Source organism: Rudanella lutea DSM 19387 (genome assembly GCF_000383955.1).
GTDB lineage: Bacteria > Bacteroidota > Bacteroidia > Cytophagales > Spirosomataceae > Rudanella > Rudanella lutea.
This window is the reverse complement of the sequence record NZ_KB913013.1, coordinates 1,380,019-1,404,388: the sequence shown is the minus strand read 5'-3', so window position 1 is coordinate 1,404,388 and position 24,370 is coordinate 1,380,019. Positions and strand designations below refer to the sequence as shown.

The window sequence follows — 24,370 nt, the reverse complement described above, 5'->3', positions numbered from 1 at the left end:
TTGTTAAGGATAATGTGTTAACATGGCTTCTCCATCGATTGTAACAACAAGGTTACTTTGCTTCCCAATTCGCCATCACGTATTTGATAAAACAACGAGAGTTTAATTCTGCAACTATATACCACCTTAACTATGCACCGAACTGTACCATTTACACTCCTGCTTTTGGGGCTTACCCCCTGCACTAAGGCCCAGCAGCCCAAAGCACCACCGGTAAGGTGTACAGTCAGCTGGGGCTGGCTCAGAATCTTAGAAGCTGTTTGAGTTAGCGATTTGAGTATTTAAGGAGTGGATTTTGGTTGGTAGCAAACCATTTTTTGCAGGTCGTAGCCATAGCTACGGCCCAAAAAAATGGTGCAGCTATCAGCCAAAAGACGCCCTTGAAGGCCAAAGCGATTAACTCAAACAGCTTCTTAACCTGCCCGAAGGCATGGTTCTGCTCAAACGGTCTGAGGTGACAGCTGCCGTGCGGGACATGAGTCGCCACGGCTACGCTCAATCGAACCAGCAAGCACCCCTCCGACTTTGTTGATTCTCCCTCCCGAAAATAGGAGGGTGTTCCGCGTTCCGGCGTTCCGGCGCTCCGGCGCTCCGGGTTAGGGGGTAAAAAATACACACAAAAAAACTTCACTAATTATATTTGTGTCCTGATAATTAGCTATTTAATTCAGTTTTTGGCAAAGCTACACGAATGGCCCAAGTCCATAATCTGAGCATTTTAAAGGAAATTCGGCAGTCGCTCCGAAATGAAGCTACCGAGGCTGAAGAGGCTTTGTGGGCCTGTCTGCGCCGAAGCCAGTTAGCAGGTCGAAAGTTTCGACGTCAGCACAGCGTTGGCTATTTTGTGCTTGATTTTTACTGTCCCTCCGAACGTCTGGCAATTGAACTTGACGGTAGCGTGCACGACGAGATAGCTGTGCAGGCATACGACGAAGAACGTCAGCAGGCGATAGAAAGCCTCAACATTCGTGTCTTACGATTTCGGAACGACGAAGTGCTGCACCATGTCGATTCGGTGTTGATGAGAATTCGTCAGGCATTTGTAAGGTAGCTTTTGTTTACCACCTCCTATTTTACCACCCCCTAACCCCCTCCTGAAAAACAGGAGGGGGAATCGACAACGTCGAAGGGGTTCTTGTTTATACAGTTGAGAAAGACGGTCGATGCCTTTGAAATCTGTGTAAATATAGATTCTCAACATCCCTTTCGCACCACCCCCTCCTGTTTTTCAGGAGGGGGAATCGACAACGTCGAAGGGGTTCTTTTTTATGCGGTTGAGAAAGACGGTCGATGCCTTTGAAATCTGTGTAAATATAGATTCTCAACATCCCTTTCGCACCACCCCCTCCTGTTTTTCAGGAGGGGGGCAGGGGGGTGGTAAAATGGGGTGGTAAAAACCACACCTCCGTTCCTTTCTGTCTGAAATAGCAGATCATGAAAGTCCTTCTCTGCTGGCTGGTGTTGCTCGTCAGCCTGCCCACGTTCGCCCAGCGTACGTTTACCAACCCCATCAAAGCATCGGGACCCGATCCGTGGGTTTACAGGCACGACGGTTGCTACTACTACATGAATACCACCGGCCGTAACCTCACCCTCTGGCGTACCCGCAACGTGGCCGATCTGGCTACGGCGGAGCAAAAAGTGGTGTTTACCCCACCTCCCAATACGGCGTATTCGCGGGATTTGTGGGCCCCCGAAATTCATCGCATTGGGGGCAAATGGTACATCTATTTCGCGGCCGACAGCGTCAATAACCAGACCCACCGAATCTGGGTCGTCGAAAATGCCTCGGCCGATCCGTTTGCGGGCGAGTGGGTGCTCAAAGGCAAACTGGCTGATCCTGGCGACCATTGGGCTATCGACCTCACCGTGCTCGAACACCGGGGGAAGCTGTATGCCGCCTGGTCGGGCTGGGCGGGTGCCAAAAATGGGCAGCAGGATATTTACATCGCCCAACTGAAAAACCCCTGGACCATGCAGGGCGATCGCGTTCGGATCTCGCAGCCGGAGTTGCCCTGGGAGCGACATGGGCATACCTCCGACGGCGCACAGATGAACGGCGAGCCCCCCGTGGTGCTGGTCAACGAAGGGCCGGAGTTTCTGCAAAACGGCAACAAAACCTTCATCGTTTACTCGGCCAATGCCTGCTGGCTCGACTACTGCATGGGCCTGCTCGAACACACGGGCGGGAGCCTGCTCGACCCTAAAAACTGGCGCAAGCACCCGCAGCCCGTATTTACCCAGAACCCCGAAAACAGCGTGTGGGCACCCGGTCACGGCGGATTTTTTACGGCCTCAGATGGCCGTACGCCCTGGATGATTTACCACGCCAACCCCACCGAAACCGACGGATGCGGCAACCGCCGGGCTCCGCACATTCAGCCGTTTAGCTGGAACCCCGATGGCTCCCCCAACTTTGGTAAACCCGTGCCGAAAACGGCCATGGCTGTTCCCGAATAGGGTAGGTGGGCGAGGCCGCTGGCTGGCAAGTATGATCTGGGCCGCCGGAATATCTCGCCATTTCCGCATCTTTGCTCCCAAACTTTTGAGCAGATTGGCATGAATCAGACTCGGCGCGAATTTTTAGAATGGTTTGGAATCGGACTGGCGGGTGTAGGCTTTATCTCGGCCATACCGGGCCGGGTAACCACCAAAGAAACCTACCTGCCGCGCAGCACGCCCGAAGCGCAGGGCGTGTCGCCCGCCGGTATCGTCAACTTCCTGCAAGTGACCGAACGGCGGAATTTTAAGCTGCACAGCCTCATGGTGGTGCGCAACGGGCACGTGGTGGCCGAGGGCTGGTGGGCACCGTACCGGGCCGACCGGAAACACACCCTCTACTCACTCAGCAAAAGCATTACGGCTACGGCGGTGGGGTTGGCCGTGGGCGAGCGACGCCTGACCGTTGAGGATACCGTGGTGTCGTTTTTTCCGGATGATGTGCCCGCCAATGCCGACCCCAAACTGGCGCGGATGAAGGTGAAACACTTGCTGACCATGTCGACCGGGCACGATCTGACCGATGCCGACCTGTTTCCGCGCCTGTTTGATACGCCCAACGACAACTGGGTGCGCACTTTTCTGGCCTTACCCATCGGGCAGGAGCCCGGCAGCCGGTTTCGGTACAACACCCTGGCTACGTATATGCTCGGGCGTATTGTCCAGAAACTGACTGGTCAAACGCTGATCGAGTACCTGACCCCCCGCTTGTTCGAACCACTGGGTATCGAAGGAGCCGATTGGGAAATTGACACCCAGCGGTTTAACGTAGGGGGCTGGGGGCTACGCCTGAAAACCGAAGACATCGCCAAATTCGGGCAGCTCTACCTCCAATACGGGGTCTGGAACGAGAAACAGGTGGTGCCTTCAGTTTGGATTGATGAGGCTACACAGCAGCAAATTGTACAACCTCGCCAACCCAATGCCCCGCGTCCGCCCGAAACCGACGATTGGATGCAGGGCTACGGCTATCAGCTTTGGGGATGCCGAAACGGTGCCTACCGGGCCGATGGAGCTTTCGGGCAGTTTTGTATCGTTATACCCGACCAGAATGCGGTGGTGGTTATCACGGCCGAACAAGCCGATATGCAGGCCGTGCTCGATGAGGTCTGGAACCACCTGTTGCCCGCTTTTCAGCGCACCAACCAGATCACCGAAACTACCCGTAAGGCATTCGAACGGGCCTTTGCCGATCTGGCTATCAGTCCGCCGGCCGGGAGTCTCAGCTCGCCAACCGTAAACCGGATCAACCGCCGAACTTACGCCATTGGCGACAATCCGCAGGGCGTCAGTCTGGTCAGCCTGGACTTTGGCACCCGTGACTGGGTGCTCGATATGCAGGATCGACAGGGGAAGCATCAGCTCCGGGGCGGGTTGTTCGACTGGCGCGAAGGGGTCACGACACTATCGCCCCTGCCGCTCAAGCTCATTCCGACCCCGGTGCCCGGCGAAGTGCGGCATCCGGTGGCGGTGAGCGGGGCCTGGCGTGACCCCAACACGTTTCAGATTACCTGCCGCTACGTCGAAACAGCGCACTACGACACCCTGACGTTCCGGTTTGAGGGTGATACGGTACAGATTACCCCCCGCAACAGCCTCACCGAACTTACCGGCCGACCCGACAAGCGCGCCGTGCTCGAAGGAATTTCCCGGCGGTAAATGGGCTTGGTGTTTGTTGTTTTGGGACCGTGCGCTTGCCCAATGCAGGGGTAAAAGCCCCCGGCGGGTTACTTTACCAGGTTGCGAGGTTATATAAACCCTACTCTGGCTTTTCTATGCAAAAAATTATTCTTCCACTGGCCGTTGCAGCCTTGTTGTTCACGGCGGGCTGCGGGTCAAAAAATGGTCAATCTGACTCAACCATGACTGATTCAACCGCCAATGCTTCGGCGACATCGTCCGACACCGCGTCGGCAATTGTGTATCAAGTGAACAACCCGGCCGCCTACGAGGGCGAGGTAAATGGGCAGGCCGTGAAGCTGTTTGTGCTCAAAGATGGCGACATGACGGCCACCCTGTCAAACTTCGGGGCGCGTATTGTGCACCTGATTGTGCCCGACCAAAACGGCACACCCACCGACGTATCGTTGGGTTTCCAGAGCCTTGCCGATTACCGGAAAGCCAAAGAAAGCTTTTTCGGGCCGGTAGTGGGGCGGTTTGGCAACCGGATTGCCAAAGGGCAGTTTACCCTCGATGGCAAAACCTACCAACTCGAACTGAACAATAACGGCAACACCCTGCACGGCGGGCCGTCGGGCTTCCATAACCAGGTTTGGACCGCGAAGCAAACAGGCGACAAATCGGTCGAGATGACGTATGTGTCGAAAGACGGCGAAGGCGGCTTTCCGGGTACGGTGACGACCAAAGTGACGTTCACACTCGAAAACAAGGGCCTTAAAATTGACTACGTAGCCACCACCGATAAGGCTACGCCGTACAACCCCACGAGCCACGGGTTTTTTAACCTCAACGGCGAAGGCAGCGGAACGGTCAACAACCACCTGATGCAGATCAACGCCGACCGGTACTCGGTGATCGATGCCGGACTCATTCCGCAGGGCGAACCGGCATCGGTTGAAGGAACGCCGTTTGATTTCCGCAAACCGACGACGATCGGGGCCCGTGTCGACGAGAAAAATGAGCAGCTAACCTTTGCCAAAGGCTACGACCATAACTTTGTGCTGAACCGGAAAAGCGCTGATGAGCTGACCGAAGCGTGTGTGGTTACGGGCGATAAGTCTGGGATTACCATGAAGGTGCTCACCACCGAACCGGCCATGCAGTTTTACGGCGGTAACTTCTTCGCCGGGCAGGATACGGGCAAATACGGCCGGGCCATCAATTTCCGCGAAGGCCTGGCCCTCGAAGCGCAGCATTACCCCGATTCGCCCAATCACCCCACGTACCCGAGCACCATTCTGAAGCCCGGCCAAACCTACCGGCAAACTACCGTGTATCAGTTTGGGAAGTAAAAAGGATTAGGGCTAAAACATGAGTCATCCCGAATTTTAGGGTAGTCTAGGCCTCGACCCAACCCAACGCCCCGTTAGGGGCCTAATGTTGGTAGAAAAGGCGTCTCCCACGAGAACCCGAGCCCCGAAGGGGCGTAACTCGAATCAAGTTACGCCCCTTCGGGGCTCGGGTATTTGGATCATTTTCCCCGTTAGCTATGGACATTAGGCTCCTAACGGGGCATCCTGGGGAACTTGGGCCTGAACCATCAAGATGTTGAAAATTCGGGATGACTCATGTTTTTTACAGCTCGGCCAGTAGTAAATCAGCGATGAGAAAATACACCCCGATGCCAATGAGGTCGTTGGCGGTGGTGATGAAGGGCCCCGAGGCCACCGCCGGATTAATACCGATTCGGTTGAGCAACAGCGGGGTTACAGTACCCATAAACGAAGCCAGCAGCACCACAGCCAGCAGGGCGGTGGCAACCACCGGAAACAGGCGCGGTTGCCCGATCAGGAAGGTGTACAGACCGGCAATGAGGCCCACCACCAGCCCGTTGATGACGGCCACGAGTAGCGTTCGCAACAACCGCCGGCCGGGGGGGGTACTCAGCCCAGAGGTATCGGCCAGACTTTGCAGAATAAGCGACGAGGTCTGAATCCCGACGTTGCCCCCCGTTGACCCAATGATGGGAATAAAAGCCGCCAGGGCCGCAATTTTGCCCAGCTCGCTCTGGAAACCATTGATTACGGTAGCCGCCAGCAAACTGCCAACCGCGCCCGCAATGAGCCACGGTAACTGCACTTTGGAACGGGCCCACACGGTATCGTCTTCTTCAACCTCGCCCGACAGACCCGAAATGACCTGAATGTCTTCTTCGGCCTGCTCGGTAATCACGTCGACCACGTCGTCGATGGTGATGCGCCCCAGCAGCCGCCCCTGCACGTTGACCACCGGAATGGCGTCGAGGTCATACCGTTGCATTACCTCGGCCACCTCGTCGACCGGGCGGTAGGTTTCCACGAAAATGATGTCTTTGTCGTAAATGTCGGCGATTTTAGCGGTCCGGCGGGCCAGCACAATCTTCTTCAACGAGACCAGCCCGAGCAGTTTACCCACATCGTCGACCACGTACACTGAGTACACCTTTTCTACATTTTCGGCTTGCTCACGAATCTCCTCAATACAGGCATTGACCGTCAGGTTGACGTTGATCTTGATCAGCTCCTTCTGCATCAGGCCCCCGGCCACGTCTTCATCGTAGTGGAGCAGATCGAGGATAAAGCGGGCCTGTTCGCGGTCTTCGAGCAGGCCAATTATCTCCTCCCGAATCCGGATGGGTTGCTCGTTGAGCAAATCCACAGCATCGTCGGAGTCCATGACGTTGACCAGCGGGGCCAGTTCGGCCGAGTCGAACGTAGCTAGCAGATCAAGCCGAACGGCTGGGTCCAGATTCGCCAGAATTTCGGCCCCCACCTCATTGTCGAGGAGGGTAAGCAGGTAACGGGCCTGCTCGGTATCCAACTCATACAGAATACCCGAAATATCGGCCGGGTACAGGTCGTCCATCTCGGCCCGCAGCGTAGTGGCATCGTGCAGGTCAATGGCGTCCTGAATCCGGCTCAGGTATTCTTTGGTGAGTTCGAACGTCATACGTGAAGGAGGAGGGAGGAAAGAGTGAAAGAGTGAAAGAGCGTTCTTGCACCGGCCTGTGGCCCGCTTTTTCACTCTTTCACTCTTTCACTCATTAAATTGGTCAGCGTCACAAAATCGGCTACGCTCAGTTGTTCGGCGCGCTTGTCCATGTACGCACTTTGGGCGGCTTCTTCGGTAATGCCGAGGGGTTTGAGTGCGTTCCGAAGCGTTTTTCGGCGCTGATTGAACCCGTGTTTGACGACCTGAATAAACTTCCGTTCGTTGCAGCCCAGGTCTGTAACCCCATTACGCCGGACACTGATCACGCCCGAATGCACCTTGGGGGGCGGGTTAAACACTTCGGGCGGCACCGTAAATTCATACTTTACATCGTACCAGGCTTGCAGAAACACGCTCAGGATGCCGTAGTCTTTTTTGCCGGGGGGCGAGGCCAACCGCATGGCTACTTCTCGCTGCAGCATACAAACCACCTCGGGAATCCGGTCGCGGTAGTCGAGTACTTTAAAGAAAATCTGCGACGAAATATTGTAAGGAAAGTTGCCTGCAATGGCAAACGGAGCCGTTTCGGGGAGGTTGGGCAGGTAATCGGCGGGGGTAAGTTCCAGAAAATCGCCCTCAACCAGTCGGGGAGTCAGCGACGGAAACTCTTTTTTCAGATAAACCACCGACTCACTATCGATCTCAATGGCGTGGGTTTCAAAGCGGCTATCGGCCAGCAGAAACTGCGTAAGTACACCCGTACCGGGGCCGATTTCCAGTACGTGCGCGTACGGTTGGCCGTCCGGACCGCGATGACCGCTCAGGAGATCTGCAATCTGATGAGCAATGGAGTGGTCGGTCAGAAAGTGCTGGCCGAGATTTTTTTTGGGTTTTACGTACACAAGTAATGGGTGAATTAGTGAATGAGCGAATGAGTGAACTGTAAATTCAGCGTCAGGTATTCGCTATTCACTCATTCACGCATTGGCTCATTGAAAAAGCCCCCAGTCGTCGGGGATATCATTTGATTTGTCGAAGCTATTGACCCATTCCACAAAAAGCACCCGGAAGTTTTCGATCTCGTCGCGCAGCAACTGGATGTAAACGGGTTTGGAGAGTTTTTCGGCCCGGAGGTAATTGGTTTGGGTAAGGAGTTCGCGGGCGTGGGTTTTAATAATCACCGCGTTTTCCATCCGTAAAGTGTACAGGTCGGCTCCTTCGGCCCCCACAATTTTGGTTGGGAGCATCATGGCGTTGGCCATCATCTGCTCGCTCATCATCAGTACATCGTCTTCGTCGTCAATTGTACCGACAATCGCCTGCGTAATTTCCAGAATTTCATTAGCTTTCCGAAGAATAGGCAGTTGTTCAATCCGGCGATTCTCAGCCTCCATCTCACGCTGAGCTTCTTCGGGATCGTAATTCCGTTCAAATTCTTCCCAATCGAAAGCGTCGTCATCCTCGTCGTCAAAGTGCATCGCGGAGAGATTTTAGAGGTATCGTTTCTACAAAGCAACGCAAATAAGGGGCATCAGACAAGCCCCCGGCCTTTTACTTGCACGCTGGATAAGTAAAATTTAACATCAATGAAGACAATTTCATTTTAATTTGCTCTCGGGTGACCAAATCGGTAGAGGGTCGTACATCGTATTATTGTTGTGTGCGTAAAGAAAAGGATGATGAGGGTTTGGCAAACTAAACAGGCGATTTGTGTTGGTACACTGTTTTTTTATTGCTTACTGGCCTGGCAGGTGCAGGCTCAAATAGATGTTACATACCCGCTGAGCCGGATGGTTTTTCAGCGCAACAGTGCTAATCAGGCAACGTTTCAGGTAGCGGGCAGTTTCTCGGCCCCCATCGACCGGGTCGAGGTGCAAATTGTGGACCGGATCAATGCTAACTCAAACGTTGGCTGGACTCAGTTGCAGGCCAACCCGACCAACGGGCAGTTTGTGGGTACGGTGACGGTATCGGGCGGGTGGTATCAAATCAATGTGCGGGGTAGGTTGGGTAGTAGTGTAGTTGGTACCGACGCCGTTGAGCGGGTAGGAGTGGGGGAGGTGTTTGCCATTCTGGGGCATTCCAACGCGCAGGGGACAAGTTGCGGCAACGGAACCTGGGGCTACACAGGTCCCGACTTGTGCCCGACCATTGATGGGGCTCTCGACGACCGTGTCAGCTGCGCCCGGCTCAACCTCAACAACTCGGCTAATTTTAACAACCCTGCCTTTGACCTCTATGAACAAACCGGCGACAACCGCTACTTGCCGGGCCTTACCGCTTTTGAAAAATACAATACCTACGTAGGCTCCTCACCGTTTTCACGATTTGCCTGGTTTTGGGGCAAAATGGGCGATTTGCTGGTGCAGCAACTGGGCGTCCCGGTTTTGTTGTACAATGCCGGCTTTGGTGGTTCGCGGATGCAGGATGTGTATAATTCGGCGTATGATATTCCGTTTCAGCACGGATTTATTCGCTATGATATTCGGATGCCCTACGTCAACATTCGCAACATCATGAATCTGTATGTGCCCTCAACGGGTCTACGGGCGGTATTGGTTCAGCACGGAGTCAACGACCGGGATAATTCGACCGAAACAATTAAAACGCACTATCTGGGCGTAATTGATAAGGTGCGGGCAGAGTTTAACCTGCCTTCGCTGGCATGGATTGTATCGAAAGATTCGTATATCGGGGCTCCTTTCGAGAATGTGCGGATGGCTCAGGATGCCGTCATTAACCGGGCCGAAGGCGATCAGATTTACCCCGGCCCCGACCTCGATCAGGTGGTGATGTTCAACCCGGCTTACAGTTTTGAAGAAAACAACAATAACCCCGCCCTGCGTTGGCGACCCGACGGCCTGCACTACTCACCCGCTGGGCAGCAGGAAGTAGCGGTTCGCTGGTCCAACGTGCTGGGGCAGCAAAGTTTATTGAACGCGATCACGCCCGTGCCGCCCCTTATGCAACCCCTGGCGAGTATCGCCTGCCCCACGAGCAGTACCGGCCTTACCGTCACGTTTCCTGCTGGCTATGAGGAGTACAATTGGGGCGATGGTACCAGCAACCAGAGCCGCGACCTGTCCGCCGGGAGTTATACCGTTCGGTTACGATTGACCAACAACCGGATTGCCTTCCCGCCCGCAGTGACTGTACCCAACTACGCAGCGCCGGTGGCCCCGGCCATCGCGATTGCCGGTAATCAGCCGAGTTTTTGCACCACCAGCACCCTCTCGCTGACCAGCACGGCTGGTACGCCGGTCCGTTGGAACGGGACAGGGGCAACGGCCACGTCGTTCAGTATTACCACCCCCGGTAGTTACTCGGCCCAGACTGTCGATGCCGTGTATGGGTGCATATCGGCCCCCACAGTGCTTACCGTAGGGCTGGGTGCCGCCGATCTGAGCCTCGATATGTCGGTGAACAAGCGAGTGCTGAAAGTAGGCGATGAGGTGACGTACACGATCTCCATGACCAACAACGGCCCTTGCAATACGGGGACGTTTAGCTGGCGCGACCGCCTTCCGGCCAATGTGCAGTTTATGGGCTCGCCTGATAATCTGACGGCCGTCAATGGCGAAGTCGTTGGTACGGTAGCGGCCGGATTGAGCCCCAATACGTCGATCACGCAGCGGTTTACCGTCCGGGTTCAGCAGCCCGGTTTGTATCTGAACGCGGCCGAAATCAGCGCCATGGCCACAACTGACCCCAACAGCGTACCCAACTCGGGTACAGGTGATGGGCAAAACGATGCCGCCCAGACGGATCTGCGCACCGTTGAAAGTACCACCGTGGTGTATGCATCGCCCAACCCGAACCAAACGCCATTACCTACCGTCATTCCAAACCAACCGGCCCCCGAGCCGGGTAAAGCTGATTTAAGCTTACAGCTCCAGTCGAGCCGCCGGGTAGGCCGTGTGGGTGAGCCGGTCACGTTTTCGCTTACGGTGAGCAACCGGGGGGGCGCTACCGCTACGACGGCCACGGTTGGCATATCCTTACCCGCTGGGCTTACGTTTGTGTCGTCGGCGAGCGGGTTGGTGGTCAACTCGGGTACCTTGCAGGGGACTGTTACAAATCTGGCGGTTGGCGGGTCGGTTACGTTGACGTTTGTAGCGAGTGCTACGACCGCGGGTAATCTGATCGTTACGGCCCAGGTGCTAACGGCTTCACCCACCGACTCGGATTCGGAACCGGGTAACGGATACACCAACGGAGAAGACGATACCGCGCAGGTAGATATTCGGGTCACCCAATGAGGCCTGGTCGGATGGTTCTACAAAACGTCAGTAATCTGCTGTAGCTCCCAAACTTTCCAGTTGTTGCAGTTCGCGTGTCGAACCAGAAGTTTACGCCGGGTGAGCTGGGCTCGTTGGTACACTTCCCTTTGCTTCGAATCGGGCAATAGCTGAAGTAGCATAGTCAGTTGCCGGATGGGTTTCAACGTGTTTGTTTCGTGCCCTAAGGCCGTAGCGAGCAGGCTTACTTCATCTACAGTCCAGAGGTCTGGATTCTGCCGACGTAGCTGATAACTGTTTGGATTGATTTGGGTAATACGGAGGACGTCGGCGGCCGTCACATCGCCATATGCGATAGCGCGCAGGATGCTTCCCCGCAATGAAAGATAGGAACGGACTTGTTGTTTCAATAACGACATGGTTCAGGGCAATTTAGACCGACGGGGTTCTGGTATGATTGTTTATCACACCAGAACCCCGTCGGGTACTATGGGTTAGGCTCTTATCGAATCTTACGAATAACTACCGGTACACAAACATTGGTCGGGCAGGCACAGGTCTCCACCACGGCCACCGTCAGATCCCGCGGACAGGCCGGCTGTCCGTTGATCAGCAGCCATACCCGCACCGTGTAGTTGCCCGGCAACAGACCCGTAGACACCACGCCGTTGGCCGGGATTGCAGCTACTGCACTTGCCCCAGCCGAGTCAAAACTGGTACCAGGCGAGACTTGATAATAGTAGCGGCCCGCCGTGCCCAGATTCACCAGCGTGATCTGACCGTCGGCCTGCGGAGTACTGCCCACACAGCTGCTGTTTTTCACCAGCGCTGAGTACGACGGTACGGCTATCTCCTCAATCACTACCGGGCAGCATCCCTGACTGGGGCAGACATTGGCCAACCCGCTATCAATGAGTACGCTGTAGCTACCTGGCAGGGTCGCCGTGAAGCTGCTGAGCGTACCATCGGCCACCAGCACGCTGCTCGTTGAGCCGGGTGCGGTGAGGTACCACTGGTAACGGCTGTACCCGGTAGGCGCATCCAGCTTGATCGCAAACGGAGCACCCTGACATACCTTGATGGGCGCACTGAGGCAAACCGTTACGTCGGGGGTAGGCGTATCGGGGGTGCTGACGGTATTGAAGACGAGTCCCTCGCCGGTGATGCTGGCTGAGTAGGTCAGCGTGGCCGTAGCGCCCGCGGGTAGGCTGGCAATGGCCCACTGCCCACCATTGAGACCCGGCGTGAAGCTACCTGCCGAGACGGACACTGAGCCGGGCAGAATGCTCATTCCCGCCGTGTGGGTATCGCTCACCACTACGCCCGTGGCCGAAGCCAGTCCCGTGTTGGCCAGTAGTACTGTGAAGCTCACTACTTCGCCTACCTGCGCCTGCCGCTTGCTCACCAGCTTGTTCAATTCGAGCTTGGGTAAGCCTGTCGCGGTGGTGCTGTAGGGTTGTACGGCCGTGCAGCCGTTGGCATCGGTGAGGCTCACCGTGAAACTCGCCGGCGCGTTGTCTGTGGGTGTTCCGGCCAGTACCCCGTTGGTTGAGATGCTCAGGCCCTGGGGCAGGCTACCCGCTACCACCGCAAAGGTGTAGGGACTTTGACCGCCGTTGCCCGTCAGGGTTTGGCTGTAGGCTACACCCACGGTGGGCGCTGGCAAGGTTGCCGGGCTGATGGTCGGTTGGCCAAAGAGGGTCAGTGTTCCGACCGCCGTGGCCGAGCAACCCGCAGCGGATGTGCCCGTCACCGAGTAGGTCCCGGCCACACTCACACTGATGGACTGGGTCGTTGCCCCCGTATTCCAGCGGTAGGTATCCGCCCCCGACGCGGTGAGGGTGGCCATGCCGCCCGCACAGATCGAGGCCGAGCTAACTGTTACCACCGGCAAGGGGTTGATGGTTAGTACGCGGCTGATCTGGTCGGCCACGCAGGTACCCACCCCGTCGGGATCGGCGGAGGTGAGCGTCAGGGTCACGCTGCCCGCTGCGGCATCCGTCGCTGAAGGCAGATAGCTCACCGTGGTGATGCCGTTGATGAGCGACTGGCTAAATGTGCCGGTGCCTGAGCTGGAGAGCGAGGCCGAAGTGGCTCCGGCTACACCGGCCGTAAAGCTGACGGGTGATCCCGCGCAGGTTTGCAGGGCTGTGGGCACAAAGGTGAGGCTGACAGGCGTCTGGCAGGCACAATTGACCACCACTGACTCGGTTGCTGTACAGCTGCTGCCCTGGGTACGGACCACAATCACGGCCGTGGTGCTGGTAGGCGCGTTGAGGGTGAAGCTGTTGGCCGTTTGGAAGGCCCCGCCGTTGAGGCTGTATTCGAGCGCCCCCGCGCCGGTGTTGGTCGCGTTAACGGTGAGGCTGGCGAGGTTGCCCACGCAGGCCGTGCTTTGGTTAATGCTGTTGATCTGGGGCTGCCCGTTGACGGTGACGGTACCCGTAGCGGTGGCCGAGCAGCCGGCTGAGCTGGTGCCCGTCACCGAGTAGGTCGTGGTGGCCGTTGGTGACACCACAATGCTTGGGGTTGTGGCCCCTGTGCTCCAGAGGTAGCTGTTGGCACCCGACGCGGTCAGGGTCGCTGACGAACCCGCGCAAATGGTGGCCGAGGTAGCTATGACGGTTGGCGTGGGGTTCTGCACGACCGTTACGGTGGCTGTGCCTGAGCAACCAGCCGCTGAAGTAGCGGTGACCGAATAGGTACCGGCTGCACTCACGGAGATGGCGGCTGTGGTGGCTCCGGTGCTCCAGCGGTAGGTGGCCCCCCCCCGAGGCTGTAAGGGTGGTGGTTTGACCCACGCAAATGCTCAGACTGCCCGCACTGATGGTAGCGGTCACGGCTGGGTTGACCGTGACGGTACCCACTGCGAAGGTGGTCGAGGTGGTCGTCGTACAGGTGGCGGTGTAGTTGGTGGTCTGGGTGAGCGTTGGTGTCACCAGGGTGTTGCCCGATGTGCCGTTACTCCACGTGACAGAACCCGCCCGCAACCGGCCGCTGTCAGGGTAGCTGACGAACCCGCGCAGATGGTGGCCGAGGGTGACCACCAGATTGGCGGGGGCTTCCGGTGTTCACGACAATCGAAGCGGTGGTGAAACAAGCCGGGCCGGTCGTACAGGTAGCCGAGTAAGTCTGAGTGCGCGCTGCGTAGGCGTCACCACGATGCTGCCCCCTTGAACCGTTGCTCCAGTTCACCGTCCCCGCACAACCCGGAGGCTGTCAGGGGTCACGTTGTTGCCTACGGTCACCAGCGTAGAGCTGGCCGAGAGGTTAAGCACGGGCTGGGGCAACACCGTGAGGGTACCCGTGGCCGTGGCCGAGCAACCAGCCGAGCTGGTGCCGGTGACTGAGTAGGTCGTGGTGGCCGTTGGTGACACCACAATCGAGGCTGTCGAGGCACCGTTGCTCCAGAGGTAACTGTTAGCACCCGACGCGGTGAGGGTCGCTGACGAACCCGCGCAAATGGTGGCCGAGGTAGCTATGACGGTTGGCGTGGGGTTCTGCACGACCGTTACGGTGGCTGTGCCTGAGCAACCAGCCGCTGAAGTGGCGGTGACCGAATAGGTACCGGCTGCACTCACGGAGATGGCGGCTGTGGTGGCTCCGGTGCTCCAGCGGTAGGTGGCCCCACCCGAGGCTGTAAGGGTGGTGGTTTGACCCACGCAAATGCTCAGATTGCCCGCACTGATGGTAGCCGTTACGGCTGGGTTGACCGTGACGGTACCCACCGCGAAGGTGGTCGAGGTGGTCGTCGTACAGGTGGCGGTGTAATTAGTCGTTTGGGTGAGCGTTGGCGTCACCAGGGTATTGCCTGATGTACCGTTGCTCCAGCTCACTGTCCCCGCACAACCAGCGGCCGTTAAGGTAGCCGATGAACCCGCGCAGATGGTGGCCGAGGTGACCACCAGATTGGGGGGCTTCCCGTGTTCACAACAATCGAAGCGGTGGTGAAACAGGCCGGGCCTGTCGTACAGGTAGCCGAGTAAGTCTGAGTGGCCTGCGTTGGGGTGACAACGATGCTGGCCCCGGTGCTTCCGTTGCTCCAGTTGACTGTACCCGCGCAACCAGCGGCTGTCAGGGTTACGTTGTTGCCTACGGTCACCAGCGTGGAGCTGGCCGAGGTTAAGCACGAGGCTGTGGCAGGCGCGTGGCACAGCGGTGGGACAGGCCTGTCGTACAGTACGAGAGTCTGAGTGGCCTGCGTTGGGTGACAACGATGCTGGCCCGGTGCTTCCGTTGCTCATTGACTGTACACGCGCAACCAGCGGCTGTCAGGGTTACGTTGTTGCTACGGTCACCAGCGTGGAGCTGGCCGAGAGGTTAAGCACGGGCGGCAGCACCGTGAGGGTACCGTGGCCGTGGCCGAGCAGCCAGCCGAGCTGGTGCCGGTGACTGAGTAGGTCGTGGTGGCCGTTGGTGACACCACAATCGAGGCTGTCGAGGCACCGTTGCTCCAGAGGTAACTGTTAGCACCCGACGCGGTGAGGGTCGCTGACGAACCCGCGCAAATGGTGGCCGAGGTAGCTATGACGGTTGGCGTGGGGTTCTGCACGACCGTTACGGTGGCTGTGCCTGAGCAACCAGCCCCTGAAGTAGCGGTGACCGAATAGGTACCGGCTGCACTCACGGAGATAGCGGCTGTGGTGGCTCCGGTGTTCCAGCGGTAGGTGGCCCCACCCGAGGCTGTAAGGGTGGTGGTTTGACCCACGCAAATGCTCAGATTGCCCGCACTGATGGTAGCCGTTACGGCTGGGTTGACCGTGACGGTACCCACTGCGAAGGTGGTCGAGGTGGTCGTCGTACAGGTGGCGGTGTAGTTGGTGGTCTGGGTGAGTGTTGGCGTCACCAGGGTATTGCCCGATGTGCCGTTACTCCACGTGACAGAACCCGCGCAACCGGCCGCTGTCAGGGTAGCTGACGAACCCGCGCAGATGGTGGCCGAGGTGACCACCAGATTGGCGGGGGCTTCGGTGTTCACGACAATCGAAGCGGTGGTGAAACAAGCCGGGCCGGTCGTACAGGTAGCCGAGTAAGTCTGAGTCGGCTGCGTAGGCGTCACCACGATGCTGGCCCCCGTTGAACCGTTGCTCCAGTTCACCGTCCCCGCACAACCCGAGGCTGTCAGGGTCACGTTGTTGCCTACGGTCACCAGCGTAGAGCTGGCCGAGAGGTTAAGCACGGGCTGGGGCAACACCGTGAGGGTACCCGTGGCCGTGGCCGAGCAACCAGCCGAGCTGGTGCCGGTGACTGAGTAGGTCGTGGTGGCCGTTGGTGACACCACAATCGAGGCTGTCGAGGCACCGTTGCTCCAGAGGTAACTGTTAGCACCCGACGCGGTGAGGGTCGCTGACGAACCCGCGCAAATGGTGGCCGAGGTAGCTATGACGGTTGGCGTGGGGTTCTGCACGACCGTTACGGTGGCTGTGCCTGAGCAACCAGCCNCTGAAGTNGCGGTGACCGAATAGGTACCGGCTGCACTCACGGAGATAGCGGCTGTGGTGGCTCCGGTGTTCCAGCGGTAGGTGGCCCCACCCGAGGCTGTAAGGGTGGTGGTTTGACCCACGCAAATGCTCAGATTGCCCGCACTGATGGTAGCCGTTACGGCTGGGTTGACCGTGACGGTACCCACTGCGAAGGTGGTCGAGGTGGTCGTCGTACAGGTGGCGGTGTAGTTGGTGGTCTGGGTGAGCGTTGGTGTCACCAGGGTGTTGCCTGATGTGCCGTTGCTCCAGGTCACCGTCCCCGCACAACCAGCGGCCGTTAAGGTAGCTGACGAACCCGCGCAGATGGTAGCCGACGATACATTGATGGTGGCTGCTACTGTACAGCTCGCTGGAGCCGAGTAGGTCGCCGTTGCCGTCCCGCAACCGGGTAGGCTCACCACAACCGTGTGCGAGCCAGTGCCCGATGTTAGACCCGTCAGTGTGTAGGGAACCGATGTGGCTCCCGATGCTACACTCACTGTGGTTGATCTGGCTCCGTCAGTGATGGTGGCTGTACCGCCTGTGGTGTTAGTCAGACTAATGGTGCCACTCACGGAATATTGATTGGTTGCGGAGTTACAGGTACCTGGCGTAGCGGTGGCCGCAATGGCGCACACTGCCTGCGTTGTAGTTAAACACACTGCGTCGATCTTGGACCAGAACTCGATGTCGGGTACTGTTGAGCCAGCGGGCTTAGTGGCACTCACGGCACATACTCGAACTGCTGTAGTACCAACCGGTGCAGCTGCCAACGAAAGCGAATAAGGACCGCCAAACTGTTGGGTGTTATCCAGGATATGAGTAACCGTCAAAATAGAAGGAGTACCAATTACCGTATTGCTGCTGTTCAGATAGGCCAACTGCACGGTTTGTCCATTGGCTGCGTGAACACCTGCATAGAATGTCAAATTAGCAGTTGAGCCTACTGAACCCGATACACTCTGACATAGAGACGCATTGGTATTCGAGTAGCCGAACGCGTAACCATCCGGTACGCTGAAATTAGCGCCTGTATTATTATCAGCGGTGCCTCCTGTCCAGCCGGGCGGTGGAGTCACTGTGCTGCCCGGTGCAGTTGGGGGTGACGGTAAACCCTGCTCGAAACTGGGGTTTACCAGTCGATTACCCGTGCAGTTGAGCAAACAGCCAGCGGGGGCCATGTACGTATATGTTTGGGTGCCGCAACTGCCAGAGGTAATGGTAACTGTGTGGATACCTGAGCCACTCTTGATACCATTGAGGCTGAATGATACGGAAGTTTGCCCGGCCGATACATTAACAACCTGCGTGACGGGTGTCGTCATGCTGGCGCTGTTGTCGGTAATGGTCAGGCTCTGAGCGGGTGAAGTTGTCAGCGAGATGGTACCAGTTAGGGTGTACTGGTTTGTGGTTGAGTTACAGGTTCCAGGTGTGAGCGTAGCCGAAAAGCCACAATTACAGCTCGCTGGCTTTACACTAATGTTATCCAGAAAATAAGCCCATATCTCCCCCTGAGTGTCGGCAAAGGTTGTGAATTGGAGTGTGGCACTAGAAGCTGTTGCCGTGAAGGTAAACGTTTTTTGTTCCCACCGTACTGGATTTCCTGTTGAACAAGGGTTGGTGGGGTTGGGGAGTTTATCGGCCAGATTTACAGCAAAATCATTCGAATAGGTGCCACCGCTAACAATGGCAGCATTCCAGCCACCCCCATTCGGGATATCAACACAGGTACCTGAGGGAGCCCTCCACTTGGCACCGGGAGCGATGTAGAAACAAACCGTATACTGTTTTCCGCTGGTCAGGCCAGTTAAGGTCTGCGATATTCTGGTTTGTCCATTGTTCTGCGTTACGTAGCCCACCAAAAATTTGCTTCCGTTCTGTGGCATGTAGCAAGTGGTAGAACCGCCCGAAAAAAATAAACTGGGCCAATAACCATCGCCCACGGGTTGATTAGATGTCCATGAGTCTAGGTCGGGTATATCAAAGTGCGCATCCGGAAGATCGGGCGTGACGTAGAAAGGCGTATAATTAGTTGATTCAAAGCTATTATTGCTCACCACGTTGGGTTCTGATGGGCACCCGCACGACTGCCCCCTGGCGTCAGAAGCCAATAGGCTAAGTAAGGCCAATCCGCAAACGTTAACGAGCATACACCACCCTGAAAAAGTGAGCCCGTTTGTTCGGTGCATCCGACTGGTTTTCGTTCTAAATAGCCCAGTCCAGACCTTGTCGAAAGGACGTAAAATCCTAACGATTGTAAGAAGGGAGCCGATAAGCAGTTTTAGCCAGCGTGAATAGCTCCGAAAAGCGGAAATGTGTGTCATACCCGGAAGTCGATCAAGTATTTTTACCATGAAAAGGCAAGGGTCAGGCAATGAATTGTCCTTCCGGGACTGAATCAATTTCTATGCGAAGCGGAGAGAGAAATTAATAAAGGGTGTTTATCCAAACTTATTTGTACATGAATCCAACGGGCAGAGGGAAATTGGTGGAGTAGAAGAGATCAATAGGACCCCAGTAAAAATAGGACCAGAAAACGTCGAGATGGCAAGAGTCGATCATTGCAGAAATAAGAGACAGATCTGCTTACACCGAATTGGTACATTTATAACTAAATTGTCAAAACTTACCTATACGTTAAAATAGTTGATTACTCATTTACTTGTACTTAACCATTTGCCCAAAATATGTGTACTGACCTTTCTCGAATAGGGATTGTGTTGCTGCTTTTTGGTAACCTGCTATGGCCCGCGCACAGGAGTAGGGCCCAATCATTTGCTGATACGTACCCCAAAAACAACCCCGACAGCCTCGAACAATGGGTGCGCGCCAATCCCAAAGCCAACCCACAGACACGGCTCAAAGCACTCATTACGCTCGAACGAACGTACACCTGGAATTATCACGATAGGGTTGGGACACATCTACCCGAAATCAACCGGCTGGCTACCGTGCAGAAGCGGGAAAACGCTATGGCGTGGGCACAGTATCTTGAAGCGTATCAAGTATTCAATCAGAACCGGCTGGTCGATGTTGTTCCCCTGGCTAATAAGGCGCTTAAGCGTTTTGGGTCCCAAAATGATCGTTCGGGGCAACTCCACGCCTACGGGTTGCTGGTGTTGACCAACTCGACCTTGTATGGCAACCGGATTACGTCGAGCCGGGCACTAAGTGAGCAGTATCTGAAGAAAATGGAGGCACTGTTGCACGAAAACAGCAACGTACATGATTACCTGACAACTCAGCTGGTTTACACCCGGTTTCAGTATGGCGAAATGGACAACGGAGCCCGCTCTATGCGGCAGACGTTGGATAATGCCGAACGGGTAATTGAACAATACCCTGATTGTGCCTACGCACGGTACCGGTTCGGACGTATCGAAGCCATTTATTACGGCCTCATTGGCGAACATGAGAAGGCTTACAGCCGTAACAAACAGGTGTTGCAGCTATTGAGGCCGGAACAGGACTGGGAAATGGCCACTCTGACCTATAACCTCGCTACGGACTGTTATAAGCTGAACCGGATCGACGAAGGCATTGCTCTTTGTCGGCAGAGTATTGCCATGCTTAGCCGCGCTAAGCCGGTTAATTACGCCATTCTGGCGGGGCCCTACACTAAGTACCGGGAGCTGGTGCAGAAGAAAGGCGATTACGTGGCCGCTAACCGTCTGGCCGACAGCGTGCAGAAATACAATGGGCTGGTGTTTCTGGCCGAGAACAATAAAAAGATGCTGGAGCTACAGGTTCGGTATGAGACAGAGCGAAAGCAGACACAAATTGCCGAGCTCACCCAAAAACAGCAGGCAGCTGCGTTCCAGTACCGGGTTATTACGGCCGGGCTGATTCTGGTTACCATCGTTGCGACGGCGATTGGGCTTTTGTTTTGGCGACTCCGCCGAATTAACAGGCAACGCGCTCTGGCCCTTGCCGAAGTGCAGCAGTTGTACAAGGCCCGGGAGCAGTTTATCGGGATTATTGCCCACGACATGCGTAAGCCCCTCGTCTCGTTTCGTGGCCTGGCCGACCTGATCAGCGACCGGTTGAAACAACGGGCCTATGCCGACATCGGGCAGATATCGCAGGCCATCGATTCGGCCGGCGTACAGATCGAAACCATGCTCGATAACCTCCTTCGTTGGGCGCTGGCGCAACGCGAAGCGATCCCGTACCACCCCGACAACATCCGGCTCAACGACTTGCTGCACCGGGTGACCGACCTGTACCGAAATCTGGTGCAATTTCATGATATCAATATTGCCGTCAACTGTGCAGATACGGTGCTGGTTTGGGCCGATGTAGATGGTTTGGAGTTGATTGTGCGTAACCTGATCGACAATGCGCTGAAGGCTATCGGGTCAAGTGGCTGTATTTCCGTTTCGGGTGTCCTCCTGCCAGATCATCAGGTGCGTATTGAAGTCTGGAATTCGGGTAGTGGAGTCACTTCCGACAAGCTGCTGTTTTTACAAGGGGTACTGGTCGGGCGCCGGTCGGTTCAGTTGGGTGAGCAGGGCCTGGGGTTAGGCCTGTTGCTGGTGCGCGATTTTGTGGCCCGTAACAAGGGCAATATAACGGTGGAGCACGGCCGACCCGAGGGAATCTGTTTTGTGGTGACGCTTCCTGTGAGCCGACAACTGGACTCCTTACCCGCAATCTGGCGGGCGTATGAAGGGGCATAAATTGAACAATCTCAATTATCCCCTTTTTTTGTCTGATTACCCTCCCGCCGGCAAAACTCTTGGCAGATATCCTTTTGTTCGTGTTCCGAAGTAGAACTCACCTTACCGTAACTATGACTGATGTGTTGATTATTGAAGACGATCTGCTTGAGCAGGTGCGTCTAAAACAAATAGTCTCTGAGTTGGGATTCACGCAGATCGAAGTGGTTAGCTCAATCAAACAGGCACGTATTGTTCTACAGCAAGCCCCTCCGTCTCTTATACTGGCTGACGTTTTTCTGCAAAACGAAAACATACTTGAAATGCTGGATGACCTTCGGTCGTTGGCAATTCCTACGGTATTTGTGAGCTTCTCAAATAATGAGGAACTCTGTCGACAACTGACGGGCGATACAAAATTTGGGTATCTGGTCCGGCCGTTTGACAAGCTCAGTTTACAGTCGATGATCCGGCTGGTCAACAGCTCGATTCAAGGAGCAAAAGGAGTGAACAGTTTCTTGCTTGTACGCCATCAGCATGGACAGAAAAAACTCCCGTTAGACGAAATCCTCTGGCTGGAAACCTCCGGGAATTACGCCATCATCGTCACCGCTACCGAGCGTATCTGCATGAAAAAGTCGCTGCGGCAGTTAATCAAACAACTCGACGAACGCTTTGTGCGGGTCCACAAACAATTCTGCGTTGATGTCCAGAAAGTTACTCATCTTAAAGCCCACTCAGTCCTGATCGAAGGGCACGAAATTCCGGTTAGCTACCATTGCAAAAAAGAGCTGTTGAAAAAACTCATGCAGTTTAACGGAACCTACACCGAAACCGGGGCGTATTCATGACCTTTTTTTACCGGTTCGTCACCCTTTCTATTATGTAGGTGGCATGACTGTACGGAATTTGATTGCTTTGTAATCAGTATATTTTTTTATAGACCGGTAGTTAGGAAAGCTGTCTTTCGTTGTGAGGACAGCTTTTTTGTTTTAGCACGTTGCGCAAGCCCGACTATGGCCCAAATCCGGGTTCGGTCATGAAAGCAATAAGGAGCAGGTTACGGTAAAAATTTGGCTTTTGCCGCCCTACTTTCGACCTTTGGCCTTCGACTTGTTTTCTATTGTTATGACCTATTGTTTAGGTATCAAAGTGCGTTCGGGCCTGGTGGCCATTGCCGATACCCGCCTGACGTCGGGTACCGAAGTGTCGAGTAACCGGAAAATTACCGTTCATCAGGTAGAACACCACTCGCTATTTGTGATGACCTCGGGGCTGCGGTCGGTGCGCGACAAGGCCATTACCTACTTCCGCGAAGTACTGGCCGAGCAAGACCGTTCGTTTAATAAACTCTACAAGGCCGTGAACGCGTTTGGGGAGCAGGTGAAGCGGGTGGCCCGCGAAGACCGGGAGTCGCTCACCGCCAGCGGCCTCAATTTCAACCTCAATGCCATTGTGGGCGGGCAGCTCGAAGACGACGAAGAACACAAGCTCTTCATGCTGTACCCCGAGGGCAACTGGGTTGAGGTCGATAATGGGTCGTTGTTCAAAATCATCGGTAACTCGGGCTATGGCAAACCGCTGCTGTTCCGAAACCTGACCTACGACACCAGCCTTGCCGACGCCCTCAAAATTGGTTTTCTGGCGTTTGACGCCACCCGCGTGAGTGCCAACGATGTTGATTACCCGCTCGATGTGGTGATCTACCCCAACAACAGCTTCCACATGACCGAGCACCGGCTTGAAAAGGACGATATGGACGAAATATCGCATCAGTGGAGTGCGTTGCTCAATAATTCGGTTCGGAAACTGCCCAATTACTGGATGGACCCTATTTTTGAGAAGCTGGGGTCGGGCAACCGGTATCCGTAAACAACCGCCCGATTTTACCGGTTGAACCTCTATCTACTCTTTGTTGCGCTTATGCACCTCCACGTTCGGCACACGTCTACGTACCAGTACAATGGACCCGTTGCCCTGAATCCGCATACCCTGTACCTGTACCCCCGCATGTACCCGTATCAGCGGTTGCTTGCGTACGAGCTCACCATCGACCCGGTGCCGTCGAAAATCGTGCGGAATATTGATGTGGAGGGTAATGTACAGCAGGTGGTGTACTTTCATGGGCCTACACGGCACTTGAGTGTTACGGCTGATATGACGTTGCAATCTGACGATTTCAACTCGTTTGATTTTGTAATTTTTCCGTTCGAGAGCAAAAAACTGCCCGGCTTCCGGTATCAGGCTGGGGTAGAGGCCCTGCTGCACCCGTATCTGGACCGCACGGGCGTAACGGCCGAGGTGGAGCTGTGGGCGCGTCGGCTGGCTGCCGGGGTGAACTGGGAAACCGTCCCGTTTTTGTCGGTGCTGAACCAGACCATCCGGGGCTTTGCCTACGAGAAGCGCGAACACGGGGCTCCCAACGCCCCCGAAGATACGCTACAGGCCCGGCAGGGCTCCTGCCGCGATTATACCACCTTGTTTATGGCTGCCTGCCGGAGTTTGGGTCTGGCCGCCCGGTTTGTGAGTGGGTATCTGTTTGGTAATCCGCAGCAGGAACACGAACTCCACGCCTGGGCCGAGGTGTACCTGCCCGGCGCAGGCTGGCGGGGATTCGACCCAACCGAAGGGGCAGTAGTCAATAACCGGCATATTTTTCTGACGAGTACGGCCCGCCCTGAGTTGGCGGCTCCCATTACGGGCAGTTACAACGGCTCAGCCACCTCCGTATTTTCCAACGAACTTCTGATCACAAACGATGGCGGAATAGCTGTTCCGAACCCGGCCGTCTGACAGCTATGTGTGGGGTGGTAGTGAAGAAGACAACTGAATAGTCAACGCTAATTCAGTTGTCTCAATGTAGTCAAATGGGTTGGATAAGTCGGAAAACTATTCCAAGTTTATATAACACTCACGTCATTTT

At 55.8% G+C, this 24,370-nt stretch carries 15 protein-coding genes; 9 read left to right on the top strand and 6 right to left on the bottom strand.

The annotated features are described in order from the left end of the window. Positions 1-691 precede the first annotated feature (691 nt). The 4 genes from RUDLU_RS0105985 (at position 692) to RUDLU_RS0105970 (ending at position 5,471) form a co-directional block, all read left to right on the top strand. Entirely contained in the window at positions 692-1,051 is a 360-nt protein-coding gene (locus tag RUDLU_RS0105985) for an endonuclease domain-containing protein (protein ID WP_019987446.1), read from the top strand. A 383-nt stretch (positions 1,052-1,434) separates the two neighbouring features. Continuing rightward, the gene (locus RUDLU_RS0105980) at positions 1,435-2,460 is read left to right on the top strand and encodes a glycoside hydrolase family 43 protein (RefSeq protein WP_019987445.1); all 1,026 of its coding nucleotides are present in this window, start codon (positions 1,435-1,437) and stop codon (positions 2,458-2,460) included. 99 nt (positions 2,461-2,559) lie between these two features. Continuing rightward, a complete protein-coding gene (locus RUDLU_RS0105975; protein WP_019987444.1) occupies positions 2,560-4,158 on the top strand; it encodes a serine hydrolase domain-containing protein in 1,599 nt (532 codons plus the stop codon). Positions 4,159-4,361: 203 nt separating this feature from the next. Beyond that, positions 4,362-5,471 (top strand): aldose epimerase family protein, encoded by a 1,110-nt coding sequence (locus tag RUDLU_RS0105970; RefSeq protein ID WP_245581629.1) that lies wholly within the window; start codon positions 4,362-4,364, stop codon positions 5,469-5,471. A gap of 283 nt (positions 5,472-5,754) precedes the next feature. Here the strand turns inward: RUDLU_RS0105970 and mgtE are convergent, their stop codons facing one another. The 3 genes from mgtE to RUDLU_RS0105955 all read right to left on the bottom strand — a co-directional run bounded on the left by mgtE (position 5,755) and on the right by RUDLU_RS0105955 (position 8,567). Continuing rightward, on the bottom strand, positions 5,755-7,107 hold the full coding sequence (gene mgtE / locus RUDLU_RS0105965; protein ID WP_019987442.1) for a magnesium transporter: 1,353 nt from the start codon (positions 7,105-7,107) through the stop codon (positions 5,755-5,757). Positions 7,108-7,178: 71 nt separating this feature from the next. Then, positions 7,179-7,991 carry a 16S rRNA (adenine(1518)-N(6)/adenine(1519)-N(6))-dimethyltransferase RsmA gene (gene rsmA / locus RUDLU_RS0105960; protein WP_019987441.1) on the bottom strand — a complete coding sequence of 271 codons (813 nt, stop codon included), beginning with the start codon at positions 7,989-7,991 and terminating at the stop codon, positions 7,179-7,181. A gap of 87 nt (positions 7,992-8,078) precedes the next feature. Further along, positions 8,079-8,567 (bottom strand): hypothetical protein, encoded by a 489-nt coding sequence (locus tag RUDLU_RS0105955; RefSeq protein ID WP_019987440.1) that lies wholly within the window; start codon positions 8,565-8,567, stop codon positions 8,079-8,081. Between the two features lie 273 nt (positions 8,568-8,840). Between RUDLU_RS0105955 and RUDLU_RS0105950 the strand changes: the two genes are divergently transcribed. Continuing rightward, the gene (locus tag RUDLU_RS0105950) at positions 8,841-11,348 is read left to right on the top strand and encodes a DUF11 domain-containing protein (RefSeq protein WP_169578025.1); all 2,508 of its coding nucleotides are present in this window, start codon (positions 8,841-8,843) and stop codon (positions 11,346-11,348) included. A 17-nt stretch (positions 11,349-11,365) separates the two neighbouring features. On the opposite strand, the gene RUDLU_RS0105945 is transcribed toward RUDLU_RS0105950, so the two are convergent. The 3 genes from RUDLU_RS0105945 to RUDLU_RS0105935 form a co-directional block, all read right to left on the bottom strand. Then, positions 11,366-11,746, bottom strand: coding sequence for a hypothetical protein (locus RUDLU_RS0105945; RefSeq protein ID WP_044129363.1), 381 nt, complete (start codon positions 11,744-11,746; stop codon positions 11,366-11,368). Positions 11,747-11,829: 83 nt separating this feature from the next. Then, positions 11,830-14,046, bottom strand: a complete 2,217-nt coding sequence (locus RUDLU_RS0105940) for a putative Ig domain-containing protein (RefSeq protein WP_019987437.1) — start codon at positions 14,044-14,046, stop codon at positions 11,830-11,832. 472 nt (positions 14,047-14,518) lie between these two features. Continuing rightward, the gene (locus RUDLU_RS0105935) at positions 14,519-15,457 is read right to left on the bottom strand and encodes a hypothetical protein (RefSeq protein WP_157580101.1); all 939 of its coding nucleotides are present in this window, start codon (positions 15,455-15,457) and stop codon (positions 14,519-14,521) included. Positions 15,458-19,476: 4,019 nt separating this feature from the next. Between RUDLU_RS0105935 and RUDLU_RS0105925 the strand changes: the two genes are divergently transcribed. The 4 genes from RUDLU_RS0105925 (at position 19,477) to RUDLU_RS0105910 (ending at position 24,240) form a co-directional block, all read left to right on the top strand. After that, positions 19,477-21,468, top strand: a complete 1,992-nt coding sequence (locus tag RUDLU_RS0105925; RefSeq protein ID WP_083940525.1) for a sensor histidine kinase — start codon at positions 19,477-19,479, stop codon at positions 21,466-21,468. A gap of 59 nt (positions 21,469-21,527) precedes the next feature. Beyond that, the gene (locus tag RUDLU_RS0105920) at positions 21,528-22,298 is read left to right on the top strand and encodes a LytR/AlgR family response regulator transcription factor (RefSeq protein ID WP_157580100.1); all 771 of its coding nucleotides are present in this window, start codon (positions 21,528-21,530) and stop codon (positions 22,296-22,298) included. Between the two features lie 277 nt (positions 22,299-22,575). Further along, complete coding sequence (locus tag RUDLU_RS0105915) at positions 22,576-23,319, top strand: proteasome-type protease (protein ID WP_044129987.1); 744 nt, start codon at positions 22,576-22,578, stop codon at positions 23,317-23,319. A gap of 51 nt (positions 23,320-23,370) precedes the next feature. Beyond that, on the top strand, positions 23,371-24,240 hold the full coding sequence (locus RUDLU_RS0105910) for a transglutaminase family protein (protein WP_044129986.1): 870 nt from the start codon (positions 23,371-23,373) through the stop codon (positions 24,238-24,240). The last annotated feature ends 130 nt before the right edge of the window (positions 24,241-24,370 follow it).

Excerpts from the sequence above, each read along its gene's own strand:
- RUDLU_RS0105925 (WP_083940525.1), top strand. The coding sequence starts at position 19,477 with ATGTGTACTGACCTTTCTCGAATAGGGATTGTGTTGCTGCTTTTTGGT.
- RUDLU_RS0105915 (WP_044129987.1), top strand. The coding sequence starts at position 22,576 with ATGACCTATTGTTTAGGTATCAAAGTGCGTTCGGGCCTGGTGGCCATT.
- mgtE (WP_019987442.1), bottom strand. The coding sequence starts at position 7,107 with ATGACGTTCGAACTCACCAAAGAATACCTGAGCCGGATTCAGGACGCC.
- RUDLU_RS0105975 (WP_019987444.1), top strand. The coding sequence starts at position 2,560 with ATGAATCAGACTCGGCGCGAATTTTTAGAATGGTTTGGAATCGGACTG.
- RUDLU_RS0105955 (WP_019987440.1), bottom strand. The coding sequence starts at position 8,567 with ATGCACTTTGACGACGAGGATGACGACGCTTTCGATTGGGAAGAATTT.
- RUDLU_RS0105910 (WP_044129986.1), top strand. The coding sequence starts at position 23,371 with ATGCACCTCCACGTTCGGCACACGTCTACGTACCAGTACAATGGACCC.
- RUDLU_RS0105945 (WP_044129363.1), bottom strand. The coding sequence starts at position 11,746 with ATGTCGTTATTGAAACAACAAGTCCGTTCCTATCTTTCATTGCGGGGA.
- RUDLU_RS0105980 (WP_019987445.1), top strand. The coding sequence starts at position 1,435 with ATGAAAGTCCTTCTCTGCTGGCTGGTGTTGCTCGTCAGCCTGCCCACG.
- RUDLU_RS0105985 (WP_019987446.1), top strand. The coding sequence starts at position 692 with ATGGCCCAAGTCCATAATCTGAGCATTTTAAAGGAAATTCGGCAGTCG.
- RUDLU_RS0105970 (WP_245581629.1), top strand. The coding sequence starts at position 4,362 with ATGACTGATTCAACCGCCAATGCTTCGGCGACATCGTCCGACACCGCG.